The 17,573-nt window shown below is 72.4% G+C and carries 14 protein-coding genes and 1 tRNA gene; 10 read left to right on the forward strand and 5 right to left on the reverse strand.

The annotated features are described in order from the left end of the window. Window positions 1-9: 9 nt before the first annotated feature. From WME95_RS45105 to WME95_RS45120, 4 genes are all read left to right on the forward strand, one after another. Window positions 10-1,617 carry a PepSY-associated TM helix domain-containing protein gene (locus WME95_RS45105; protein WP_437905390.1) on the forward strand — a complete coding sequence of 536 codons (1,608 nt, stop codon included), beginning with the start codon at window positions 10-12 and terminating at the stop codon, window positions 1,615-1,617. Beyond that, the gene (locus WME95_RS45110) at window positions 1,610-1,957 is read left to right on the forward strand and encodes a hypothetical protein (protein WP_437905392.1); all 348 of its coding nucleotides are present in this window, start codon (window positions 1,610-1,612) and stop codon (window positions 1,955-1,957) included. Before WME95_RS45105 ends, WME95_RS45110 begins: the two co-directional genes overlap by 8 nt. After that, entirely contained in the window at window positions 1,950-2,225 is a 276-nt protein-coding gene (locus WME95_RS45115; RefSeq protein ID WP_437905394.1) for a hypothetical protein, read from the forward strand. The genes WME95_RS45110 and WME95_RS45115 overlap by 8 nt, the downstream gene beginning before the upstream one ends. Window positions 2,226-2,551: 326 nt before the next feature. Next, window positions 2,552-2,638, forward strand: a tRNA-Ser gene (locus WME95_RS45120). 197 nt (window positions 2,639-2,835) lie between these two features. Here WME95_RS45120 and WME95_RS45125 read toward each other — a convergent pair. Then, window positions 2,836-4,221 carry a DUF4388 domain-containing protein gene (locus WME95_RS45125; RefSeq protein WP_437905396.1) on the reverse strand — a complete coding sequence of 462 codons (1,386 nt, stop codon included), beginning with the start codon at window positions 4,219-4,221 and terminating at the stop codon, window positions 2,836-2,838. A gap of 196 nt (window positions 4,222-4,417) precedes the next feature. After that, on the reverse strand, window positions 4,418-6,379 hold the full coding sequence (aspS, locus tag WME95_RS45130; protein ID WP_437905398.1) for an aspartate--tRNA ligase: 1,962 nt from the start codon (window positions 6,377-6,379) through the stop codon (window positions 4,418-4,420). A gap of 200 nt (window positions 6,380-6,579) precedes the next feature. Here aspS and WME95_RS45135 point away from each other — a divergent pair, with 200 nt between their 5' ends. Continuing rightward, window positions 6,580-8,577 carry a hypothetical protein gene (locus tag WME95_RS45135; RefSeq protein ID WP_437905400.1) on the forward strand — a complete coding sequence of 666 codons (1,998 nt, stop codon included), beginning with the start codon at window positions 6,580-6,582 and terminating at the stop codon, window positions 8,575-8,577. A gap of 46 nt (window positions 8,578-8,623) precedes the next feature. Here the strand turns inward: WME95_RS45135 and WME95_RS45140 are convergent, their stop codons facing one another. The 3 genes from WME95_RS45140 to WME95_RS45150 are packed head-to-tail and all read right to left on the reverse strand — an operon-like array spanning window position 8,624 to window position 12,991. Then, on the reverse strand, window positions 8,624-10,798 hold the full coding sequence (locus WME95_RS45140; RefSeq protein ID WP_437905401.1) for a transglutaminaseTgpA domain-containing protein: 2,175 nt from the start codon (window positions 10,796-10,798) through the stop codon (window positions 8,624-8,626). Beyond that, window positions 10,795-12,015, reverse strand: coding sequence for a DUF58 domain-containing protein (locus tag WME95_RS45145; protein ID WP_437547031.1), 1,221 nt, complete (start codon window positions 12,013-12,015; stop codon window positions 10,795-10,797). Before WME95_RS45145 ends, WME95_RS45140 begins: the two co-directional genes overlap by 4 nt. 10 nt (window positions 12,016-12,025) lie before the next feature. After that, a complete protein-coding gene (locus tag WME95_RS45150; protein WP_044967114.1) occupies window positions 12,026-12,991 on the reverse strand; it encodes an AAA family ATPase in 966 nt (321 codons plus the stop codon). Between the two features lie 488 nt (window positions 12,992-13,479). Here WME95_RS45150 and WME95_RS45155 point away from each other — a divergent pair, with 488 nt between their 5' ends. The 5 genes from WME95_RS45155 to WME95_RS45175 all read left to right on the forward strand — a co-directional run bounded on the left by WME95_RS45155 (window position 13,480) and on the right by WME95_RS45175 (window position 17,552). Beyond that, window positions 13,480-14,454, forward strand: a complete 975-nt coding sequence (locus WME95_RS45155) for a decaprenyl-phosphate phosphoribosyltransferase (protein ID WP_437905402.1) — start codon at window positions 13,480-13,482, stop codon at window positions 14,452-14,454. Continuing rightward, the gene (locus WME95_RS45160) at window positions 14,454-15,194 is read left to right on the forward strand and encodes a CPBP family glutamic-type intramembrane protease (protein WP_437713089.1); all 741 of its coding nucleotides are present in this window, start codon (window positions 14,454-14,456) and stop codon (window positions 15,192-15,194) included. Before WME95_RS45155 ends, WME95_RS45160 begins: the two co-directional genes overlap by 1 nt. A 103-nt stretch (window positions 15,195-15,297) precedes the next feature. Further along, window positions 15,298-15,960 (forward strand): NUDIX hydrolase, encoded by a 663-nt coding sequence (locus WME95_RS45165; RefSeq protein ID WP_437547037.1) that lies wholly within the window; start codon window positions 15,298-15,300, stop codon window positions 15,958-15,960. Then, the gene (locus WME95_RS45170; RefSeq protein WP_437547039.1) at window positions 15,960-16,907 is read left to right on the forward strand and encodes an NAD(+)/NADH kinase; all 948 of its coding nucleotides are present in this window, start codon (window positions 15,960-15,962) and stop codon (window positions 16,905-16,907) included. Before WME95_RS45165 ends, WME95_RS45170 begins: the two co-directional genes overlap by 1 nt. A 309-nt stretch (window positions 16,908-17,216) precedes the next feature. Further along, window positions 17,217-17,552: an HU family DNA-binding protein gene (locus tag WME95_RS45175; protein WP_012240887.1), complete on the forward strand. Its 336-nt coding sequence runs from the start codon at window positions 17,217-17,219 to the stop codon at window positions 17,550-17,552. Window positions 17,553-17,573: the final 21 nt, after the last annotated feature.

The following is a 17,573-nucleotide window of genomic DNA, read 5'->3' on the forward strand; positions in this document are numbered from 1 at the left end:
TGACTCGCGATGGCCAAGAAGCTCTCCCGCCATGCCTTCACGACCTTCTGGGACGTGCATGCCTGGACCGGCGTGATCGGTGGACTCTTGCTCTACGTGATGTTCCTGTCGGGGGGGATCACGCTCTTCCGCAGGCAGCTCGCGGTGTGGGAGGAGCCCCTGACCCAGCAGCGCTCCTCCGTCGAGCAGGCAGGGCTCCAGGCCACGCTCGATCAGGGGCTCGCCGCCGCCGGGACGACGCCGGGGGAGCTCTGGGTCGACCTGCCGCAAGGCGGGCTGGGCGCCGCGCGGCTCCTCTACTACGCGCAAGGCGAGGCGGTCTCGTCGTGGATCGACGAGGGGCTCGTGCCCGAGCGAGAGCGGCTGTCCGACTTCCTCTACGACCTGCACTACCTCTGGCACCGGGCGACGGGCGAGTGGCTGTTCTATCTCGCCGGTCTCCTGTGCGTCGCGCTCCTGCTCGCGCTGGCGACCGGCGTGCTCATCCACCTGAAGGACATCGTCCGGCAGTTTCATCAGTTCCGGCCGGACAAGACGCGCCGTGTCCTGTGGTCGGACATGCACAAGGTGCTTGGCGTGATCGGCTTGCCATTCCAGCTCCTGTACGCTTACACGGGCGCGTTCTTCGTCTTCCTGGGGGTGCTCGTGCCGGTGTTCACGGGGCCCGTGCTCGGAGGAAACGCCGCGCGGGCGGACCTCCTGGCGTGGGGAGCGTCGTTCGCCGACGAGCCGGAGAAGGGAGCGCCCGCTCGCGGCCTGACGCTCGACGAACTCATGGCCCGCGCGCGCGCCGCGGAGCCCCGGCTCGTGCCCGAGAGGTTACGTATCCGGCACCTCGGCCTCGACAGCGGGACCATCGATATCCGCGGTACGATCGAAGGCGTCCCGTTCGCGCGCGGCACCCTGCGCCTGCGGGCGACCGACGGCGCGGTCCTCTCGCTCGACGCACCGGGCGCCGAGGGCGCGCGCAGCGACGCATTTCGCTGGATCTACGGCCTCCACTACGCCGATTTCGGCGGTATCACGCTTCGCATCCTGTTCTTCGCGCTCGCCCTGGCGACGTGCGCGACGATCCTCACCGGCAACTGGATCTGGCTCGCTCGACGGGAGGCGCGGCAAGAGGGCCTCGGCAACCGCCTCCTCGCGCGGCTCACCGTGGGCTTCGGCGCCGGGACCGTCGTCGCGATCGCGGCGCTCTTCCTGGTGAGCCGGGCGTTCCCGCTCGACTGGGGCGCGCGCGCGACGGCCGAGGAGCTGACGTTCCTGGGGGTGCTCGTGCTCTGCATCGCCTGGGCCCTCGCCGCGCGTGACGGCGGGCGCCTCTGGTCGCGGCAGCTCGGGCTCGCGGGGCTCTTGCTGCTGCCGGTCCCCGCGCTCGCGGCGCGCTGGTCGGGGGCGGGGCTCTTCGGCGCGGGGCCGAAGCTCGGAGCGGTCGTCGCCGTCGACGTCGCGCTCCTGCTGGCGGCCGCGGCGCTCTGCGCGTCGGCCTGGGCGCTTCGCCGGGCGACCTCACGACCCGAGGCGCGGCTCCTGGCGACGCGCCGCGCGCCGCAGCCTTCGTTGGCTCACGGCGGGGCAGGGCTCGTGGCCAGGCGGCAGACGGCGTCCCATGGTTGAGACCGCGTCGGTCCTCTCGGCGTATCTCGCCTTCGCGCTGCTCCACGGGGCGCGGCCGGAGCGCCTGCCGTTCGGCCTCGCGGCGCGGCTGCGGGCGAGGCGCGCGTGGCGCGCCTCGGCCCGGGCCCTCTCCATCGTCATCTTCTCGCTGTCGGTGTGGCTGTGGAGCCGAGCCGAGGCCGGCGCAGCGGCGCTCCTCGTCCCCTTCACGGCGCTCCTCTGCGCCGCGAGCGCGTTCGTCCTGCTCGCGCCGGTCTGGCCGCGCGCCGTCTGGGGCCTCGCCCTCCTGTGTCCGCCGGCCATCGCCGCGCTCTTCCTCCTCGGAGCGCGCCATGGCTAGCCAACGTCTCGCCCGGCTCGACGCCGCGCTGCGCGTGCTCGCGGCGCTCGTCGGCACCCTGCCGCTCGCCGTCCTGGCGAGCGTGTGTCTGGCGCGATTCGCGCCGCTCGCGGAGGGCACGCGGTCCGCGCTCGGCTTTTCGCTCGTGGTTCCGCTCTGGCTCGCGGCGATGTGCTTCACCTTCCTGGCCCGCAGCGCGGCCCGCGCGTGGGGGGTCTGCGCGGCGCTCGGCGCCGTGTTGCTCGCCCTCGCCTACGTGGTGCCGTGATGACGGGCGCGCGCCCCTGGCGACCGGAGCTGGCTCGGCGCCTCCAGCGCTCCTCGTCCGTTCGACGGTGATCGGCCGATCCGAGCGCCCAGGGTCGAGCCTGGCGGCCCGCTTTCCGCGCCGTCCGTCCCGCCCCCTCGGAATCCGTCGCCGCCGGCATCCCCCTGCACGATCTTTTGTGCACGGCGACAACCTCTTTGGTATGTTGCCGCTCCCTCGCCGCCGCGATGAGCGTCGGACGAGCCAGCGTTCTTTCTATCGTCATGCATCGAGGTCCGCGCTGCTCCTGCGCTGAGCACGGGGCGGGTGGACCATCCTGGGTACCAGGAGAGGTGGCCGAGTGGCTGAAGGCACACGCTTGCTAAGCGTGCGATCGGGAAACTGATCCGCGGGTTCGAATCCCGCCCTCTCCGCCGCGAGAACGCTCAGCGCTACGCCCATTGTGCGGCGGCCTGAGCACCGCGAACACGCGAACACGCGAACACAAACAGACGAGCCCCGTGCGATACGGGCCGCGCTCGAGCGCGCCGCTGCGCGCGAGCAACGTGTGGGTGGTCATCGCGCCGTCGCGGCCTCATGCGGGACCGCGTGGCCCTCGCGGCCGCGGCGCTCAGGCCGCCCTGGTCCTCAGCACGCGCGACTGGAGGAACTGGTAGATCGTCTTGATCGCGTCGAACGAGCCGACCGCGCTCTCCTTGATCACCTCGTTCACCGTGCGCGAGCCGTTGACCGCGCCGAGCACGAGCTGCTCCATGCGCGTCAGCTTGCCGGAGCCCACGCTGTCGAGCGCGACCTGGTCGACGACCACCACCTGGTCGAAGTTGATCGTCCCCTCCATGAGCCGCCACTCGTCGACGCGCCGGAACCCCTCGAGGACCAGCGCGGACACCGGGAGGCCGAGGTGCGCCTGCTCGACCTCGGGGCGGAACGGCTCGCGTGTGAACGAGAAGCGCCCGTAGGGCCAGCGCAGCACCTCGTAGATGAGCTCGCTCGACTGCCGCTCCAGCACGGCGATGAGATCGTCGTTCGTCGCGACGCCGGCCTCCACGAGCACCTGGCCGAGCAGGGCGTGCGGCCGCTTCGCGCGGAGCAGCGCCTCGAGCCGCTCCCGCGTCAGGAGCCCGCGCTCGATGAAGTAGCGCCCCAGCTTGAACTCGTCCGACGAGTTGCGCGCCTGCACCAGATCGATGAGCCCCTGGCGGAGCGAGATCGTGACCGACGCGCGGTTCGTGGTCACCCGCATCACGCCCGTCTGCCGCTGCATCTGGAGCAGCTGGAGGATCTCGGCGAGCGGGATCGCGGAGACGTCGCCGCTCATCACCTCCTTCGCGTCCGCGGGCGTATCGTCGAGGTCGCGGAGCGTCAGGGTCAGCTTGGAGACGACCTCGCTCGTCATCACGCGGGCGACCGCCTGCATCACCGCGGCCTCGTTGGTCCGCGCCTCGGGCGAGAGGCCCATGATCGCCGGCGTCATCACCGTCGACAGCTGCTGCGCGAACTCCGCGCCGGCGCGCTGGCGCATGTTCCTGGCGAGGAGGCTCGGCCGCACGCTCTCGGCGATCGTGTCCTCGTCGGGCATCTTCGCGCCCTCGGGCACGGGCCGCGCGCGCCCCTCCGCCGCCTTCGAGAGCGCGCCCTCGATCACCGCGACGAGCGCGCGCGCGTCGAACGGCTTGGTGATCGCGTCGACGGCGCCGGTCTGCTGGACGAACTGCCCCCTGAGCTTGTCGCCCTTGGCGCTCATCAGGACCACGGGCACGTTGCGGTGCGACGGGTTCGAGCGGAGCTCCCGGCAGAAGGCGTAGCCGTTCATCCTCGGCATCACGAAATCGAGGAGGACGAGATCGTACTTCGGCCCCTTCTTGACCAGCTCGATCCCCGCGAGCCCGTCGCGCGCCACGGTCGGGTCGAACCCATTGCGAGCGAGGATGGCGCTGACGACCTTCAGGATGGTCGGGCTGTCATCGACAACGAGGACTCGCGCCGGGGAGGCCATGGCGAAGGATACAGGCCCTACCCTACCAGAAGTGCGCGGCCTGCAAACATAAAGGCCAACGCGGACGGCCGCGCGCGGCGAGGCAGAGCACAGCGAGCGCGGTCGCGGGTCTCCGCCGCGCGCGCGGCGAGAGGCCCGCCGCGCCGCCGCCGCCGGAGGTGCATCATGCCATCCCGCGCGCGCCCCCCGACTGGCATCAGGCGCCGGCGCTGCCGGTGCCCGTCGCGCCTTGCCGGGTGTCCGCCCGGGGGTCCCCGGCCGCGACCGCCGTCTTCACGTGAAGCTCGGCGAGCTGCGCGGCGTCGACGATCACGGGCGCGCCCGTCATCTGATCCGTGCCCTGGTTGGTCTTCGGGAACGGGATGACGTCCCTGAGCGTCGGCGCGCCGCTGAGCAGCATCGCGAGCCGGTCCATGCCGAGCGCGATGCCGCCGTGCGGGGGCGCCCCGCTGCGGAGCGCGTCCAGGAGGAACCCGAACTTGTCCCGCGCGTCGTTCTCGTCGATGCCCAGCGTCTTGAAGACGCGCGCCTGCACCTCGGGATCGTGCAGCCGGATCGAGCCGCCGCCGATCTCGAACCCGTTCAGCACGAGATCGTAACGGTAACACTCCACGCGCGCCGGATCGCTCTCGAGGAGCGGGACGTGCTCGTCGATCGGCCGCGTGAACGCGTGGTGCGCGGCGGCCCAGCGCCCCGTGTCCTCGTCGAACTCGAACAGAGGTGGGTTCGTCACCCAGAGGAACCTCCACTGGTCCCCATGCCCGTACTCCGGGATGAGCCCCATCTTCTTGGCGACGTCGATGCGGAGCTTCGCCATCACGGTGTGCACGACGGCTTCCTTGCCGAACTGGAAGCAGAGGACGTCGCCCGGCTTGGCGCCGAGCGCCTCGTTCAGCTTCTGCCGGAGCTCCGGCGTGATCGACTTCGTGAGCGGCGACTGCGTCCACGAGCCGTCCTCGGCGAGCTTGGCGCGCGCGAGGCCGCGGAAGCCCTTCACGTCGCGGAGCCCGCGCTCCAGGTCCTCGGTCTGCTGGCGGGACAGGTTGGCGCTCGCCGGGATCACGAGCCCCTTCACGATCTCGGCGGGCAGGTCGCGCCGCAGCTTGCCCGACTTGAACTTCTCGGCGAGCTCGACCCAGAACGGCACCCCGCCGCCGTTGTGCTCGATGATGAGGTCCGTGAGGTCGGTGTGCTCGATCCCGAAGCGGAGGTCGGGCTTGTCGTTGCCGAAGCGGCGCATCGACTCGGCGTACGGCATGCGCGGGAAGCGGCCGGTCGGGTAGAGCTCGGTGAGGTCCTTGCCGAGGGCGGCCTTGAACACCGCGAAGACGAGCCCCTCCATCAGCCCGAAGACGTCGTCCTGGTTCACGAACGACAGCTCGACGTCGATCTGGGTGAACTCCGGCTGCCGGTCGATGCGCAGGTCCTCGTCCCGGAAGCACTTCACGATCTGGAAGTAGCGGTCGAAGCCCGCGACCATGAAGAGCTGCTTGTAGAGCTGCGGGCTCTCGGCGAGCGCGTAGAACTTGCCGGCCGAGATCCTCGACGGGACGAGGAAGTTGCGCGCCCCGCCCGGCGTGTACTTCACGAGGAAGGGCGTCTCGAGCTCGAGGCAGCCCTTGTCCGACAGGTAATTGCGCGTCGCCCGGTTGATCTCGTGGCGCATCCGCAGCGCCCGCTGGAGCGGGGCGCGGCGCAGGTCGAGGTACCGGTGCTGCAGGCGGATCTCCTCGCGCGTCTCGATCTCGTCCGCGATCTCGAACGGCGGCGTCTCCGCCCTGTTGAAGATCGTCGCCTCGGCGACCCAGACCTCGATGGCCCCCGTGTCGATCTTGTCGTTCACGTTGCCTTCGCGGCTGACCACGACGCCCCGGACGCCGATGACCCACTCGGACCGGGCCTTCTCGGCGGCGGCGTGCGCGTCGACGAGGTCCTTCTCCTCCGCCTTCAGGCCGTGCTTCCTGATCGCCGCGAGGTAGCTGCGATCGAAGACGATCTGCGTCACGCCGGTGCGGTCGCGGAGGTCGATGAAGATGCAGCCGCCGTGATCGCGGCGCCGCGCGATCCAGCCGAACAGCACGACCTCCTTGCCAATGTCTGCCTGGCGCAGATCGCCGCAGCGGTGCGTCCTCTTGAGCTCATCGATGAAACGGGACACGAGCCGACCTCCGATTTTCCGTGGGAGGGGCGACTCTAGCCCAGGTCGCCGCTCACCGCCTCTCCGTATCCTCCGCGCCCCGCGCGCGGTTCGGCGGCGCATCGGCGCCGCGCGCGCCGCGCCGCCGCCGCCGAACCGCGCGCGGCGCCGGGGTGCGCCGGAACTTGGCCCGGCCGCGGCCGATCTGGCATGGCCGCTCGGTGGGCTCCGGAGAGAAACGCTGCTGGCTCGATCGGTCGCTCGCCTTGCTGTCGGCCGCGCTGCCCTTCGGGCTGTCGCTGGCCCGCGCCGCCTCTTCCGGGCAATGGCGGGAAGATCTCACGGCCGTCCGGGATCTCGGCCTCGTCGCGGTCGGCGTTGGCGGCGGCCTGTCGACGGCGCTCTCGCAGGCGCTGAGCCTGATCCCGCTGGGCTCCCGGACCTTCCGCACCGCCCTCGGATCGGCGCTCGCGCTCGCGCTCGCGTCCCGCCTGCTCTACGGGATGGTCCGCCGCCTCCTCCTGGAGTCCGCGCGGCCGGCGCCCCTCCCGGGGCTCTCGCTCTGGCGCAAGCTCCGCGGCGGCGCGGCCGAGCCGACCCCCGCCGGCGCGCGATCCACGCCCGCCGCGCCCCCCGCGCCGGACGCGCCGGACGCGCCCGGCGGCGCCGTGAGCCCGCGGCTCGCCTCGGTGCTCTCCGCGATCGCCGTCCTCACGGCGGCCCTGTCGCCGACCTGGCAGCGCGAGGCGACGGTCGGCGGCGGCGCCATGATCGCCACCTGCTGCGCGCTCGTGACGCTCGCGCTCGCGTCGACGTGCGCCGAGCAGGCGCGGCACGCCGGGCGCGCGTGGATCGCGCTCGGCGCGCTCCTCGGGGCCACGTTCGCCGAGAGCCCCCCCGCCGGCCTCGCCGCTTTCGCGGCGTCGTACGCGATGTTCCTCGCGCGCGGCGGCGCCCAGCGCGCGGGCGGGCGCCCCGACGAGGCCTCGGCCGGCGGCCCGCCCCGGCGCATGCTGGGCGCCGCCGCCGGCGCGGGGGCGCTCACGGCCGCGCTGCTGCTCGCGCCGCTCGTGCTCAGGCCGCTCGCGCCGCGCGCCTGGGCCGACATCGGCCGCGCGCTCACGGCCGGCAGCCTCGCCGCCCTCGACGTCGCGAGCGCCCGCACCACGGCGCTCGCCGCGTGGAGCCGCGAGATCGGCGTCGTCTCCCTGCTCGTCGCCGCGGCCGGGCTCTCGCTCTCGCTCCTGCGCCCGCGCGCGCGGTGGCTCGTCGCGCCTTTCCTCGTCCTGCTCGCGCTCGACACCCTCCTGCCCGCGCGGGCCGCCGGCGTGCTCTCCGCGGATCCGCTCACCCCCCTGCGCTCGCTCGCTGTCGCGGCGATCGCCGTCGGCTCGGCGCTCGGGGCGCACGCCGCGGTGCGGGCGCTGCTCCACACGCGCGTGCCGTTCTCGCGGAGCGGCGCGGCGCTGCTCGTCGTCTTCCAGCTGACGCTCGTCGCGCTGACGAGCGAGGAGGCAGGCTTCGCCGCCGATCGGAGCGAGCAGACGGCCGCCGAGGTCTGGACGGACGAGGCGTACGGCAGCCTCGATCCCGGGTCCGCGATCCTCGTGCGATCCCCGGCGATCACGTGGCGGGTGTGGGCGGCGCGGATCACGCGCGGCGAGCGGCCGGATGTCCTCGTGGTCCCCATCCCGCTGCTCGATCGCGGCCACGTCGCCGGGAGCCTGCTCGCCGACGAGCGCAAGCTCGCGCCGCTCCTGCGCGACTTCGCGCTCGCGGGCGAGCCCGGCGAGTTCGCCCTCTCCACGCTGGCCGACGTCCGGCCGCTCCACGTGGAGCTCGATCCGCGCTGGTCGAAGAAGCTGCTCGGCCACCTGAACGTCGCCGGCATCTGGCTCGAGTACGCCCCGCAGCCGCTCGGCGCCTCGGATCGCAAGCTGGCGACGGCGCAGTCGATCGTGCCGCTCCGGCGCGTGCTGGAGTCGCTCTCGATCGCCGCGGTGCCGGACACGTCGACCGCGGCCGTCCTCGCGTCCACGATGCGAAGCCAGTCGGACGTCGTGAGCCTGCTCGGCGAGCGCGTCGTGGCGCAGTCGTTCGTCGACCGGCTGGGCGAGCTCGCGCCCCAGGATCCGTTCATCTCCGGCGGCCCGAGCCGCCGCGCCGTCGCCGGCATCCGGCAGGCGTTCATCGCGAAGCGACCTTTGCGCCGCCGTTGATGCGGTCCGCGCGTCTTCCGCGCGTCTTCCCGGTTCCCGGCCGCGATCAGGACGACGCGGCCAGCGCGCTCTCGCCCGCGGCGCGCGCCCGCCGCTCCGCCCCGCGCAGCGCCTTGACCCGCCGCTCGAAGTCGCGGCTGTCGTCCTCCGAGAGCGTCGCGCCGCCGAAGCGGGCGCGCAGGTAGACCTGCGTGAGCGTCAGGATCTCGCGCGCCAGCGGGTGCTCCGCGACCTCCAGCGCCTCGGCGTGGCGCAGCGGCGGCAGGCTGGGCGGGCGCGGCACGCCCTGGACGACCATGGCGGCCTCCAGGCTCTCGTAGAGCGCCGTCGCCAGGATCGCGCTCGGGGTGCGCCCGGCGTCCGCGCGGCGCTCCTCGCGCCCGCGACGCGTGCGGCGGAGGCGCCAGTAGAGCACGCCGCCGCCCAGCGCGAGCGCGACGGCGGCGACGGCGAGGATCCGCGGGCGCGACAGCGAGAGATCGCTGCTCGATCCGGACCTCCGGTAGCGCGACGTCAGCGTCTGGAGCAGGCCCACCTGCTGGTTCAGGTCGTAGCCGACGACGTGCCTGTCCCAGCGCTGGCTCGTCGCCTCGATGAAATCGCGGAGGTACGCCCACGCCCCGACCAGCTCGCTCTTCGGCGCCGCGTCGGCCGGCGGCGTCGGGTCGAACGTCATCCACCCCTCGCCGTCGAGGTACACCTCGACCCACGAGTGGGCGTCGCCCTGGCGCACCGCATAGAACCGGCCGAAGCGGTTGTAGGTGCCGCCGACGAAGCCGGTCACGTTGCGCGTCGGGACGTCCACCGCGCGCAGCAGGATGGCCATCGCGGTCGAGTAGAACTCGCAGTGCCCGCGCTTCGACTCGAACAGGAAATGATCGAGCGGCTGCGGGTCCGCGCCCGACGGCGACGCAAGGTCGTACCGGTACTCCGTGCGCAGGTGCTCCTGGATCGCCCGCGCCCGATCGGCCGGACGATCCACGCCTTGCGTCCACTGCTCCGCGAGATCGACGACGCGCGACGGCAGATCCCTCGGGAGCTCCAGGTAGCGCCTCCGCTCGGCGCCCGGGAGGCGCTGGAAGGTCGGCGCCCGCTTCCGCGACAGGAAGATGTCGTAGACCAGCCCGCGATCGTCCGTGGGCTGGTACCTGAGCTCCCCCTCCGGCCCGCGGTAGGCCATCGTGCTCGCGTCGATCCCGAGCTGCCCGCGGTGCTTGAGCCGGAGCCCCGTCGCGTTCGGCGGGAGGAAGATCACGGGCGGATCGATGGGCTCGAGATCGATGCGCATCACCGGGTCGAGCGCCGGGTCCGGGTACCGCTCGATCGGCACGAGCCCCCCGTCGCTCTCCGTGGGGCGCTTGAACGTCTCGCTCTGCGTCCAGGTGCGGCCGTCGTACGCGTCGAGCGCGGTGCCGCGCAGGTGCATGGTCAGGCGCGGCGGCGGCGGCTCCGGGAGCTCGGGGATCTCGACCCGCATCGCCAGCTTGGGGTCGCTGCGCAGCACGCCGACCGCGCCGAGGTCGACCTTGCCCGAGAAGCCGATCATCCGCCCGGTGTGGCCGCGGTTGAGCAGGAGCAGCGAGAGGCCGACGCGCGGGAAGATCACGAACAGCAGCGCGGTGAAGGCGAAGATCGGGACCGAGAGCAGGCAGGTGACGGCCAGGAACGAGCGCCCGACGACCCGCCTCGAGCGCAGGATGCGCGGCACGTCCACGGGCAGCCCCGTCCGGTCGCGCGCCCCTTGCCGGTAGTTGCCCTCGACCTCGCGCCGCAGGTGGCTGAGCACGAGCGCGCCTGGCGCGACGACGAGCACCCCCAGGAAGCACAGCCCGTAGCCGATGCCGCCGCCGAGGACGGTCCCGGCGATGAGGTGCAGCAGCGCGAGCACGATGACCTGCTGGTCGTGCGCCGCCCCTTTGCGCGTCGCGAGCCGGATGATCTGCAGCGCGGCGGCGAACTCCACGAGCACGTCGAGCACGCTCGCGTCGGTGGCGACGATGCGGACCACCTGGACGGCGATGACGGCCAGCAGGATGCCCGTGTCGAGGTGGCGGAGCGCCGGGTGCCGCTGCCACGACTCGCGCACGACGAGCGCGAGCCCGAGGCAGATGAGGATCGCCCAGCTCACGTAGCGGTTGAACTGCCCGCTCGCGACGAGGGCGATGACGCCGAGCGCCGCGAGCGCGTCGGTCATCACCCGGTGCACCATCCCGAACCTCATGACGCGCCCCTCGGCGCGCCGGCGCGGCGCTCACCGCTGCTCGGGCTCGGGCTCGATCCCTGGCGCAGCGGCGCGTGGGCGCCGCGCTCGGGTGCCCGGCCGTCGTCGACCGCGTCGAGCAGCGCCAGGAAGCGGAGGATCGCGTCGGAGCCGATGTTGCGATCGCCGCGCACCCGCTCGCCCAGCGTCGTCGCGACGACCACGGCGTCGCCGCGCTTGATGTGGGCGACGGCGCGCGACGCCGCCTCGCGGATCCTGCGCTCGAAGGTCGGCGCGAACGCGTCGCCCTCCCCGGCGGGGCGCACCGTGTCGACGACGATCTGCACGTCCGGCCGCGTCTCGCGGGTGCGCTCGCGCAGCACCAGCTGATCGCGCATCGTGCTCTTCTTCCAGTAGATGTCGCGCGGATCGTCCCCCTCGCGCATCGGCCGGAGGCCGAACGTCTCGTCGCCGCCCCCGCGCCCGCTGAGGCTCGCGCCGCCCTCGCGCCGGCCCGCGTCCTCGACGGGGAGCCGGACCGGATCGACCGCGGGGTAGATGATGAGGTCGCCCTCGGCCTCGACCTCCCTCGATTTCTCGAACAGCCCGAAGGGAAAGCGGGTCGCGATGCGGAACCCTGTGTGCCTGTCGCGGCCGCGCCTCGCCGGCGTCCGCCGGTAGGCGGCCACCTGCGCGCTGGAGGGGCTGATCTTCAGGAAGAAGCAGCGCTTGTCGGCCGGCTGGCCGGCGCGCAGATCCTCGACCTCGATCGCGTACGACGGAACGCGCTTCTTGTGGTTGTAGACCTCGATCTCGACGAGGTGAGCCCGGCCCACCTGGGCGCGGGCCGGGAGCCGCCGGGTCACCGTGAGGTGCTGCAGCGACAGGTCGCTCATCACGCCGGAGACGACGATCAGCGACAGCAGCATCCCGAGCAGCAGGTAGAGGAGGTTGTTGCCCGTGTTGATCGCCGCGAAGCCGACGCCCAGCGTGATCCCGAGGTAGTACTTTCCTTCCCGGGTGAACTTGAGCTTCCGGGGTGGCCTCAGGAAGAGCAGGACCCTCGTCCAGAACGACGCCTTGTCCCCGCGCGGGGGCAGCAGCGGGCGCTGCTCGACGAGCGGCCTGTCGCGCCTCGGCTTGCTCGGCCGGACGGCGCTCCGCGTCGCTGCGCCGGCGCGCTCGGCGCCGCGGGAGCTGCCGCTGAGAGATCCCCGCTCCCTGTCCTCTGCGCCCATCGCCCACCCCTCAGAGGGGGACCGGCACCCGCGCCACGAGGTCGCGCACCGCCGCCTCGCACTCGTCGCGGGTCGGCATGTAGCCCTCCGCGTGGGCCGAGAGCCGGACCCGGTGCGCCAGCACGGCCACCGCAAGGTTGTGGATGTCGTCCGCGATACAGTACGAGCGTCCGTAGAGGACCGCGCGCCCCCGGGCCGCGCGCGCCAGGTTCATGCCGGCGCGCGGCGATGCGCCCAGCGAGAGGGTCGGGCTCGACCGCGTGGCCGTGAGCACCGCCTGCAGGTAGGTCGCGAGCGACGAGTCGAGCTCGACGCGATCGACCTCGCGCTGCAGGGCGACGAGCTGGGCCGGATCGATGATCTGCGGCACGTTCCGCGCCCGGTCGGGCTCGCCGCCCTGGAGGAGCAGCCGCATCTCGACCTGCGGCGGCGGGTACCCGATCCGGATCCGCACCATGAACCGGTCGAGCTGCGACTCCGGCAGCGGGAACGTGCCCGCGAAATCCTGCGGGTTCTGGGTCGCGAGCACGAAGAAGGGGTACGGCAGCGGCGTCGCCGTCCCCTCGATGGACACCTGCCCCTCGTTCATCGCCTCGAGCAGCGCCGACTGGGTCCGGGGGCTCGCCCGGTTGATCTCGTCGGCGAGCAGCACGTTCGCGAAGATCGGCCCCTGCCGGAAGACGAACTGCCCGAGCCGCTGGTCGAAGACGCTGACCCCGAGCACGTCGCTCGGCAGGAGATCGCTGGTGAACTGAACGCGACGGAGCTCGCCCCCCACGGCCTTGGCCAGCGCTCGGGCCAGCGTCGTCTTGCCGACGCCGGGGACGTCCTCGATGAGGACATGGCCCCGGGCGAGCAGCGCGATGAGCGCCAGCTCGACCGCCTCTGGCTTCCCTTCGAGGGCCTGCTCCACGGCAGAGCGAAGCTTCAGGAGAAGAGGCGAAGCTTCACGCGCGACCGAGAGCGCTGATGTCATCGGGGGCGATGGTAGCACGAGGTCACGGCGCGCCTGCGGGGATGCGCATTTTGCGTTCCACGAGCCGGGCTGGCGGGTGCGAACCCGGATTCGCGACCTCGCGGCGCGGCCGCCGGCCCGGGTGCGTTGCGCCACGTTCTTCCCGGTTCGTGGCCTGGAGGGGCATCGGCGCTGCCGCTGGCGCTCGGTGTCGTCGGTTTCGTCGGTTTCGTCGGTCCCGGGCGCCGGCGCCCCCTGTGCTTTTAACTTGCCGCGGAATGGCCGGGGCCAGGGCGCCCGAGTATGCTCCGCGCGCCGTGACCGCCTCGGGGCCCCTTTTTCGCAACAGTGCCGCAGGCTTCCCTGATCAGGAGGCGCCCGGCGCCGAGGCTCGCCCGGATGCGGGCGCGCCGGACGCGCCGGCGCCTGCCGAGCAGGGCGGCTCGCCCGCTCCGGTGAGCTCCGTCCCCGCCGGCAAGCCTCCGTCGTCGCCTCCGCGGAGCGCCGGCGTGCCGAGCTCCGGTCCGCCGGAGAGCGGGCCCCCCTCGGGCGGCTTGATAGCGCAGCCGCCCCTGTTGCCCGACTCGCCCAGGGGGACGCTGCTCTGGCGTGTGCGCGGGATGATCCGCGCGATGCGGCCCCACCAGTGGGTGAAGAACCTCTTCGTCCTCGCGCCCGTGGTGTTCGCCAAGCACCTGACCCACCCCTCGATCATCATGAGCGCGGTCGGGGCCTTCGCGATCTTCTGCCTGCTCGCCGGCGCCGTCTACATCCTGAACGACATCGTCGACGTCGAGGCCGATCGGGTCCACCCGGTCAAGCGCTTCCGGCCGATCGCCTCGGGCCGCGTGCCCATCCCGGTCGCCAAGGCGATGGCGGTCGGCCTCGCGGTCATCGCGCTCGGCGCGAGCCTGCTCGGCCCGCCGCTCTTCGCGGTCGTCGCCGCCAGCTACTACGTCCTCAACGTCGCCTACTCGTTCCGGCTCAAGAAGATCGCCTACCTCGACGTCGGCTGCATCGCGATCTTCTTCGTGCTGCGCGTGCTCGCAGGCGGCTTCGCGACGAGGACGCCGCTCTCCGGCTTCATGATCGCCTGCACCGCGCTGCTCGCGCTCTTCCTCGGCTTCGGCAAGCGCCGGCACGAGCTCGCCTCGGTCAACGCCTCGAAGCAGCGCGCGGCGCTCGACGGCTACTCGCCTGCCGCCCTGACGGCGGCGCTCGCCGTGACGGGCCTCGCCACCTTCGCCACCTACCTGGCGTACACGCTCGACCACGACACGCAGCGGTTCTTCCAGAACCCGTACCTCTGGCTCACGGCGATCCACCCGCTCTTCGGCGGGATCCGGTTTCTCCAGCTCGTGGCCGGCAGCGCGAGGTCGGAGAGCCCCACCCAGGAGATCCTCCGGGACACGCCCTTCGTGCTGAACGTCGTCATGTGGTCGGCCGAGGTGCTGGTGATCGTGTACCGCCTGAGGCCGTCCTGATGCTCGGCGCCGGACCGGAGCTCGCCCGGCCGGGGGCGGCCCCTGCCGGCGACAAGCCCACCGCGAAGAGCGATGCGCTGACCGATCTCGCGCTGACGATGCCGATCTTCGTCCTCTATCACCTCGGCGTCGCCTTCCTCCCCATCCGCAACGCGGCGGATCCGGTCACCGCCGAGCTCCGCGCGCTGGCCAAGCACAGCCTCCCGCTCTACGCGGGCCTCACGGTCGCCGTCGGGGCCGCGTTCGTCCTCGTCCTCTCCATCCTCGGCCGAGGCCACGCCCTCCAGACGAGGCGCTTCGCGCTGCTCGCCGTCGAGGGCGCGCTCTACGCCATCCTGATGCGCTTCGCCGGCGCCTATGTGGTCGGCTCCCTCCGGCTCGGCCCGCCCGCCGCGTCGAACGACATCTTCACCGGGGTCGTGATGTCCCTCGGCGCGGGCTTCTACGAGGAGATCGCCTTCCGCGTCGGCCTCTACGGGCTGGGCGCGCTCGGGATCAAGTTCTTCTTCGGCAAGGGGGTCCAGGGGGTGGTGCTGATGGTCGGCTGGGCGGTCGTGGCCGCCGCCGTCTTCTCCGGCTGGCACTATGTCGGGTCGCTGGGCGATCCCTGGAACCTCCCCTCCTTCGTGTTCCGCATGGTGTGCGGGCTCGTTCTGACGGCGATCTACGTCTTCCGCGGCTTCGCGCCGGCCGTCTGGACCCACGCGCTCTACGACGTCTGGGTCCTCGTGCTCCGCTGAGCCCGAGGCCGCCCCGAGCGCGGGGGCGAGGCGCGCGCCGGGCGCGGGAACGAGGCACATCGCGATCCGCTGCCGTTTGGCGCTATGCTTCGCGCCTCGACGCATGCGGCTACCTCCCTTCCCGAAGCTCGCGCTCAAGCTGGTCCGGACGATCCCCTCGCTCGACGGCCCTGGTTTCCTCAACGTGCGACGCCAGGTGTTCCGCGTCGAGTTCCCGGACGGCTCGCTGAGCGACCCGTTCACCTACGACAGCGTCGATCGCGGGCGCCTCGACGCGGTGGTGATCGCCCCGCACTACCGCGGCGCGGACGGGCGCCGTCGCGTCTTCCTCCGCTCGGCGTTCCGGCCTCCGGCCGCGACCCGCCCGCCCGAGGCGTGGCCCATCCCGGAGGCGCCGACGCTCGGCGCGATCTGGGAGCTGCCCGCCGGGCTCGTCGAGCTCGACGAGCGGAGCCCGGAGGGCCTGAAGCGCTCCGCCGCGCGCGAGCTGCTCGAGGAGGTCGGCTTCGACGTGCCTCCGTCGGACCTCCACCCGCTCGGCCCGTCGACGTTCCCGGCGCCGGGCATGGTGGGCGAGCGGCACTTCTTCTTTCATGTCGAGGTCGACCCGGCTCGCCAGGGGACGCCGCTCGAGGACGGCTCCCCGCTCGAGCGGTTCGCGGCCATCGCGGCGGTCCCGCTCGACGAGGCGATCGAGCTCACCCGGCGCGGCGTGATCGAGGACGCGAAGACCGAGGTGGCGCTCCGGCGCCTCGCGGAGCTCTGATGGCGGAACGATCCCCCGCGCCCGCGCCGCGGCGTCCGCCCCGCGTCGCGCTCGTCGTGAAGCGCTCCGCCTGGAAGATCTACCGCGAGGAGCGGAAGGACCCGCGCATCACGCGGCTCATCGAGGCCGGCGACTCCGCGGTCGCGCGCCTCAAGGCGTCGCACGACGCGCACGAGCAGACCGTGCGCGAGGTCAAGGCGGCGCTCGACGACCTCGGGGTCCAGATCGATGTCGTCGCCAGCGCGGCGCAGTCCTTCGACGCGGGCGAGCTCGACCTCGTGATCACGGTCGGCGGCGACGGGACGCTCCTCAGCGCGTCCCACAACGTCGGCGACGTGCCGATCCTCGGCATCAACAGCGCGCCGGGCCACTCCGTCGGCTTCTTCTGCGGCGCGACGAGCCGCGACGCGGCCGACGCGATCGCGGGGGCGCTGAGCGGCTCGCTCCGCAGCACCGTGCTCACCCGCATGCAGGTCACGGTGAACGACAAGCTCGCCACGGGGCGCGTCCTGAACGACGCGCTTTTCTGCCACGTCTCCCCCGCGGCCACGTCGCGTTACGTGCTCCGGCTCGGCCGGGCCGAGGAGGAGCAGAAGTCGAGCGGCTTCTGGATCGGCCCTGCGGCCGGGTCCACGGCCGCGCAGCGCTCCGCGGGCGGGCGCGTCCTGCCGCTCACGTCGAAGCGGCTCCAGCTCGTCGTCCGCGAGCCCTACACCCCCCACGGCGACGAGTACCGCCTCCGTCACGCCCTGATCCAGCCGGGCGCCTCGCTCGTCGTGCGCAGCAAGACGCACGACGCGAAGCTCTTCTTCGACGGGCCGATCCACTCGGTCAGCGTCGGCTTCGGCGACGTCATCGAGTTCACGCAGGCGCCCCAGTCGCTGACGATCCTCGGCCTCTCCGCCAAGAGGAAGTGGGGCGCGGGCTCGGCGGTGAGCCGCCGCTAGGCCGCCCGGGCGACCGGGATCGCCTTCAACGGAAGGGGTTCGGGTGATCTCCTATGTCGAGCGCCCGGCATGCGGCCTCCCTCGCGGCGGGCGCGTGAGGCCTGAAGAAGGGCCGATTTGGGCTGCTTTCCCGCGGTTTTGACGGCCCGCGCCAGGGCCCCCCGGCCGCCCTCCCGGCGGAGCGGCGCGCCCCCCGGGGCATGAAACCCCTTCTTTTGTAGCTCCGATCGACGATTCGACACTGGATCTGCGGCGGCCGTTGTGGTTCCTTTGGCCCGCAAGAGGGCACAAACCTCAGGAGGAATGAACATGGCGGCCAAGAAGGCGGATGGGAAGAAGAGCACGTCGCTCAGCAAGAGCGCGCTGATCAACGCGGTGGTCGAGGCCAACGAGAACGAGATCTCGCGCAAGCAGGTCAAGGCGATCCTCGAGTCGCTGACCGACATCGCGTACAAGGAGCTCAAGAAGAACGGCATCTTCACGATGCCCGGCTTCGCGAAGTTCCGCGTCGTCAAGAAGCCCGCGACCAAGGCGCGCGAGGGGATCAACCCCTTCACGAAGCAGCCGATGACGTTCGCGGCCAAGCCGGCCAGCAAGTCGGTCCGCGCCCGCCCCATCAAGGCGATCAAGGACTCGCTCTCCTGAGCCTGCCCGGCTCGCGGGAGG

It is taken from the genome of Sorangium sp. So ce327, assembly GCF_051530205.1.
Lineage (GTDB): Bacteria > Myxococcota_A > Polyangia > Polyangiales > Polyangiaceae > Sorangium > Sorangium cellulosum_B.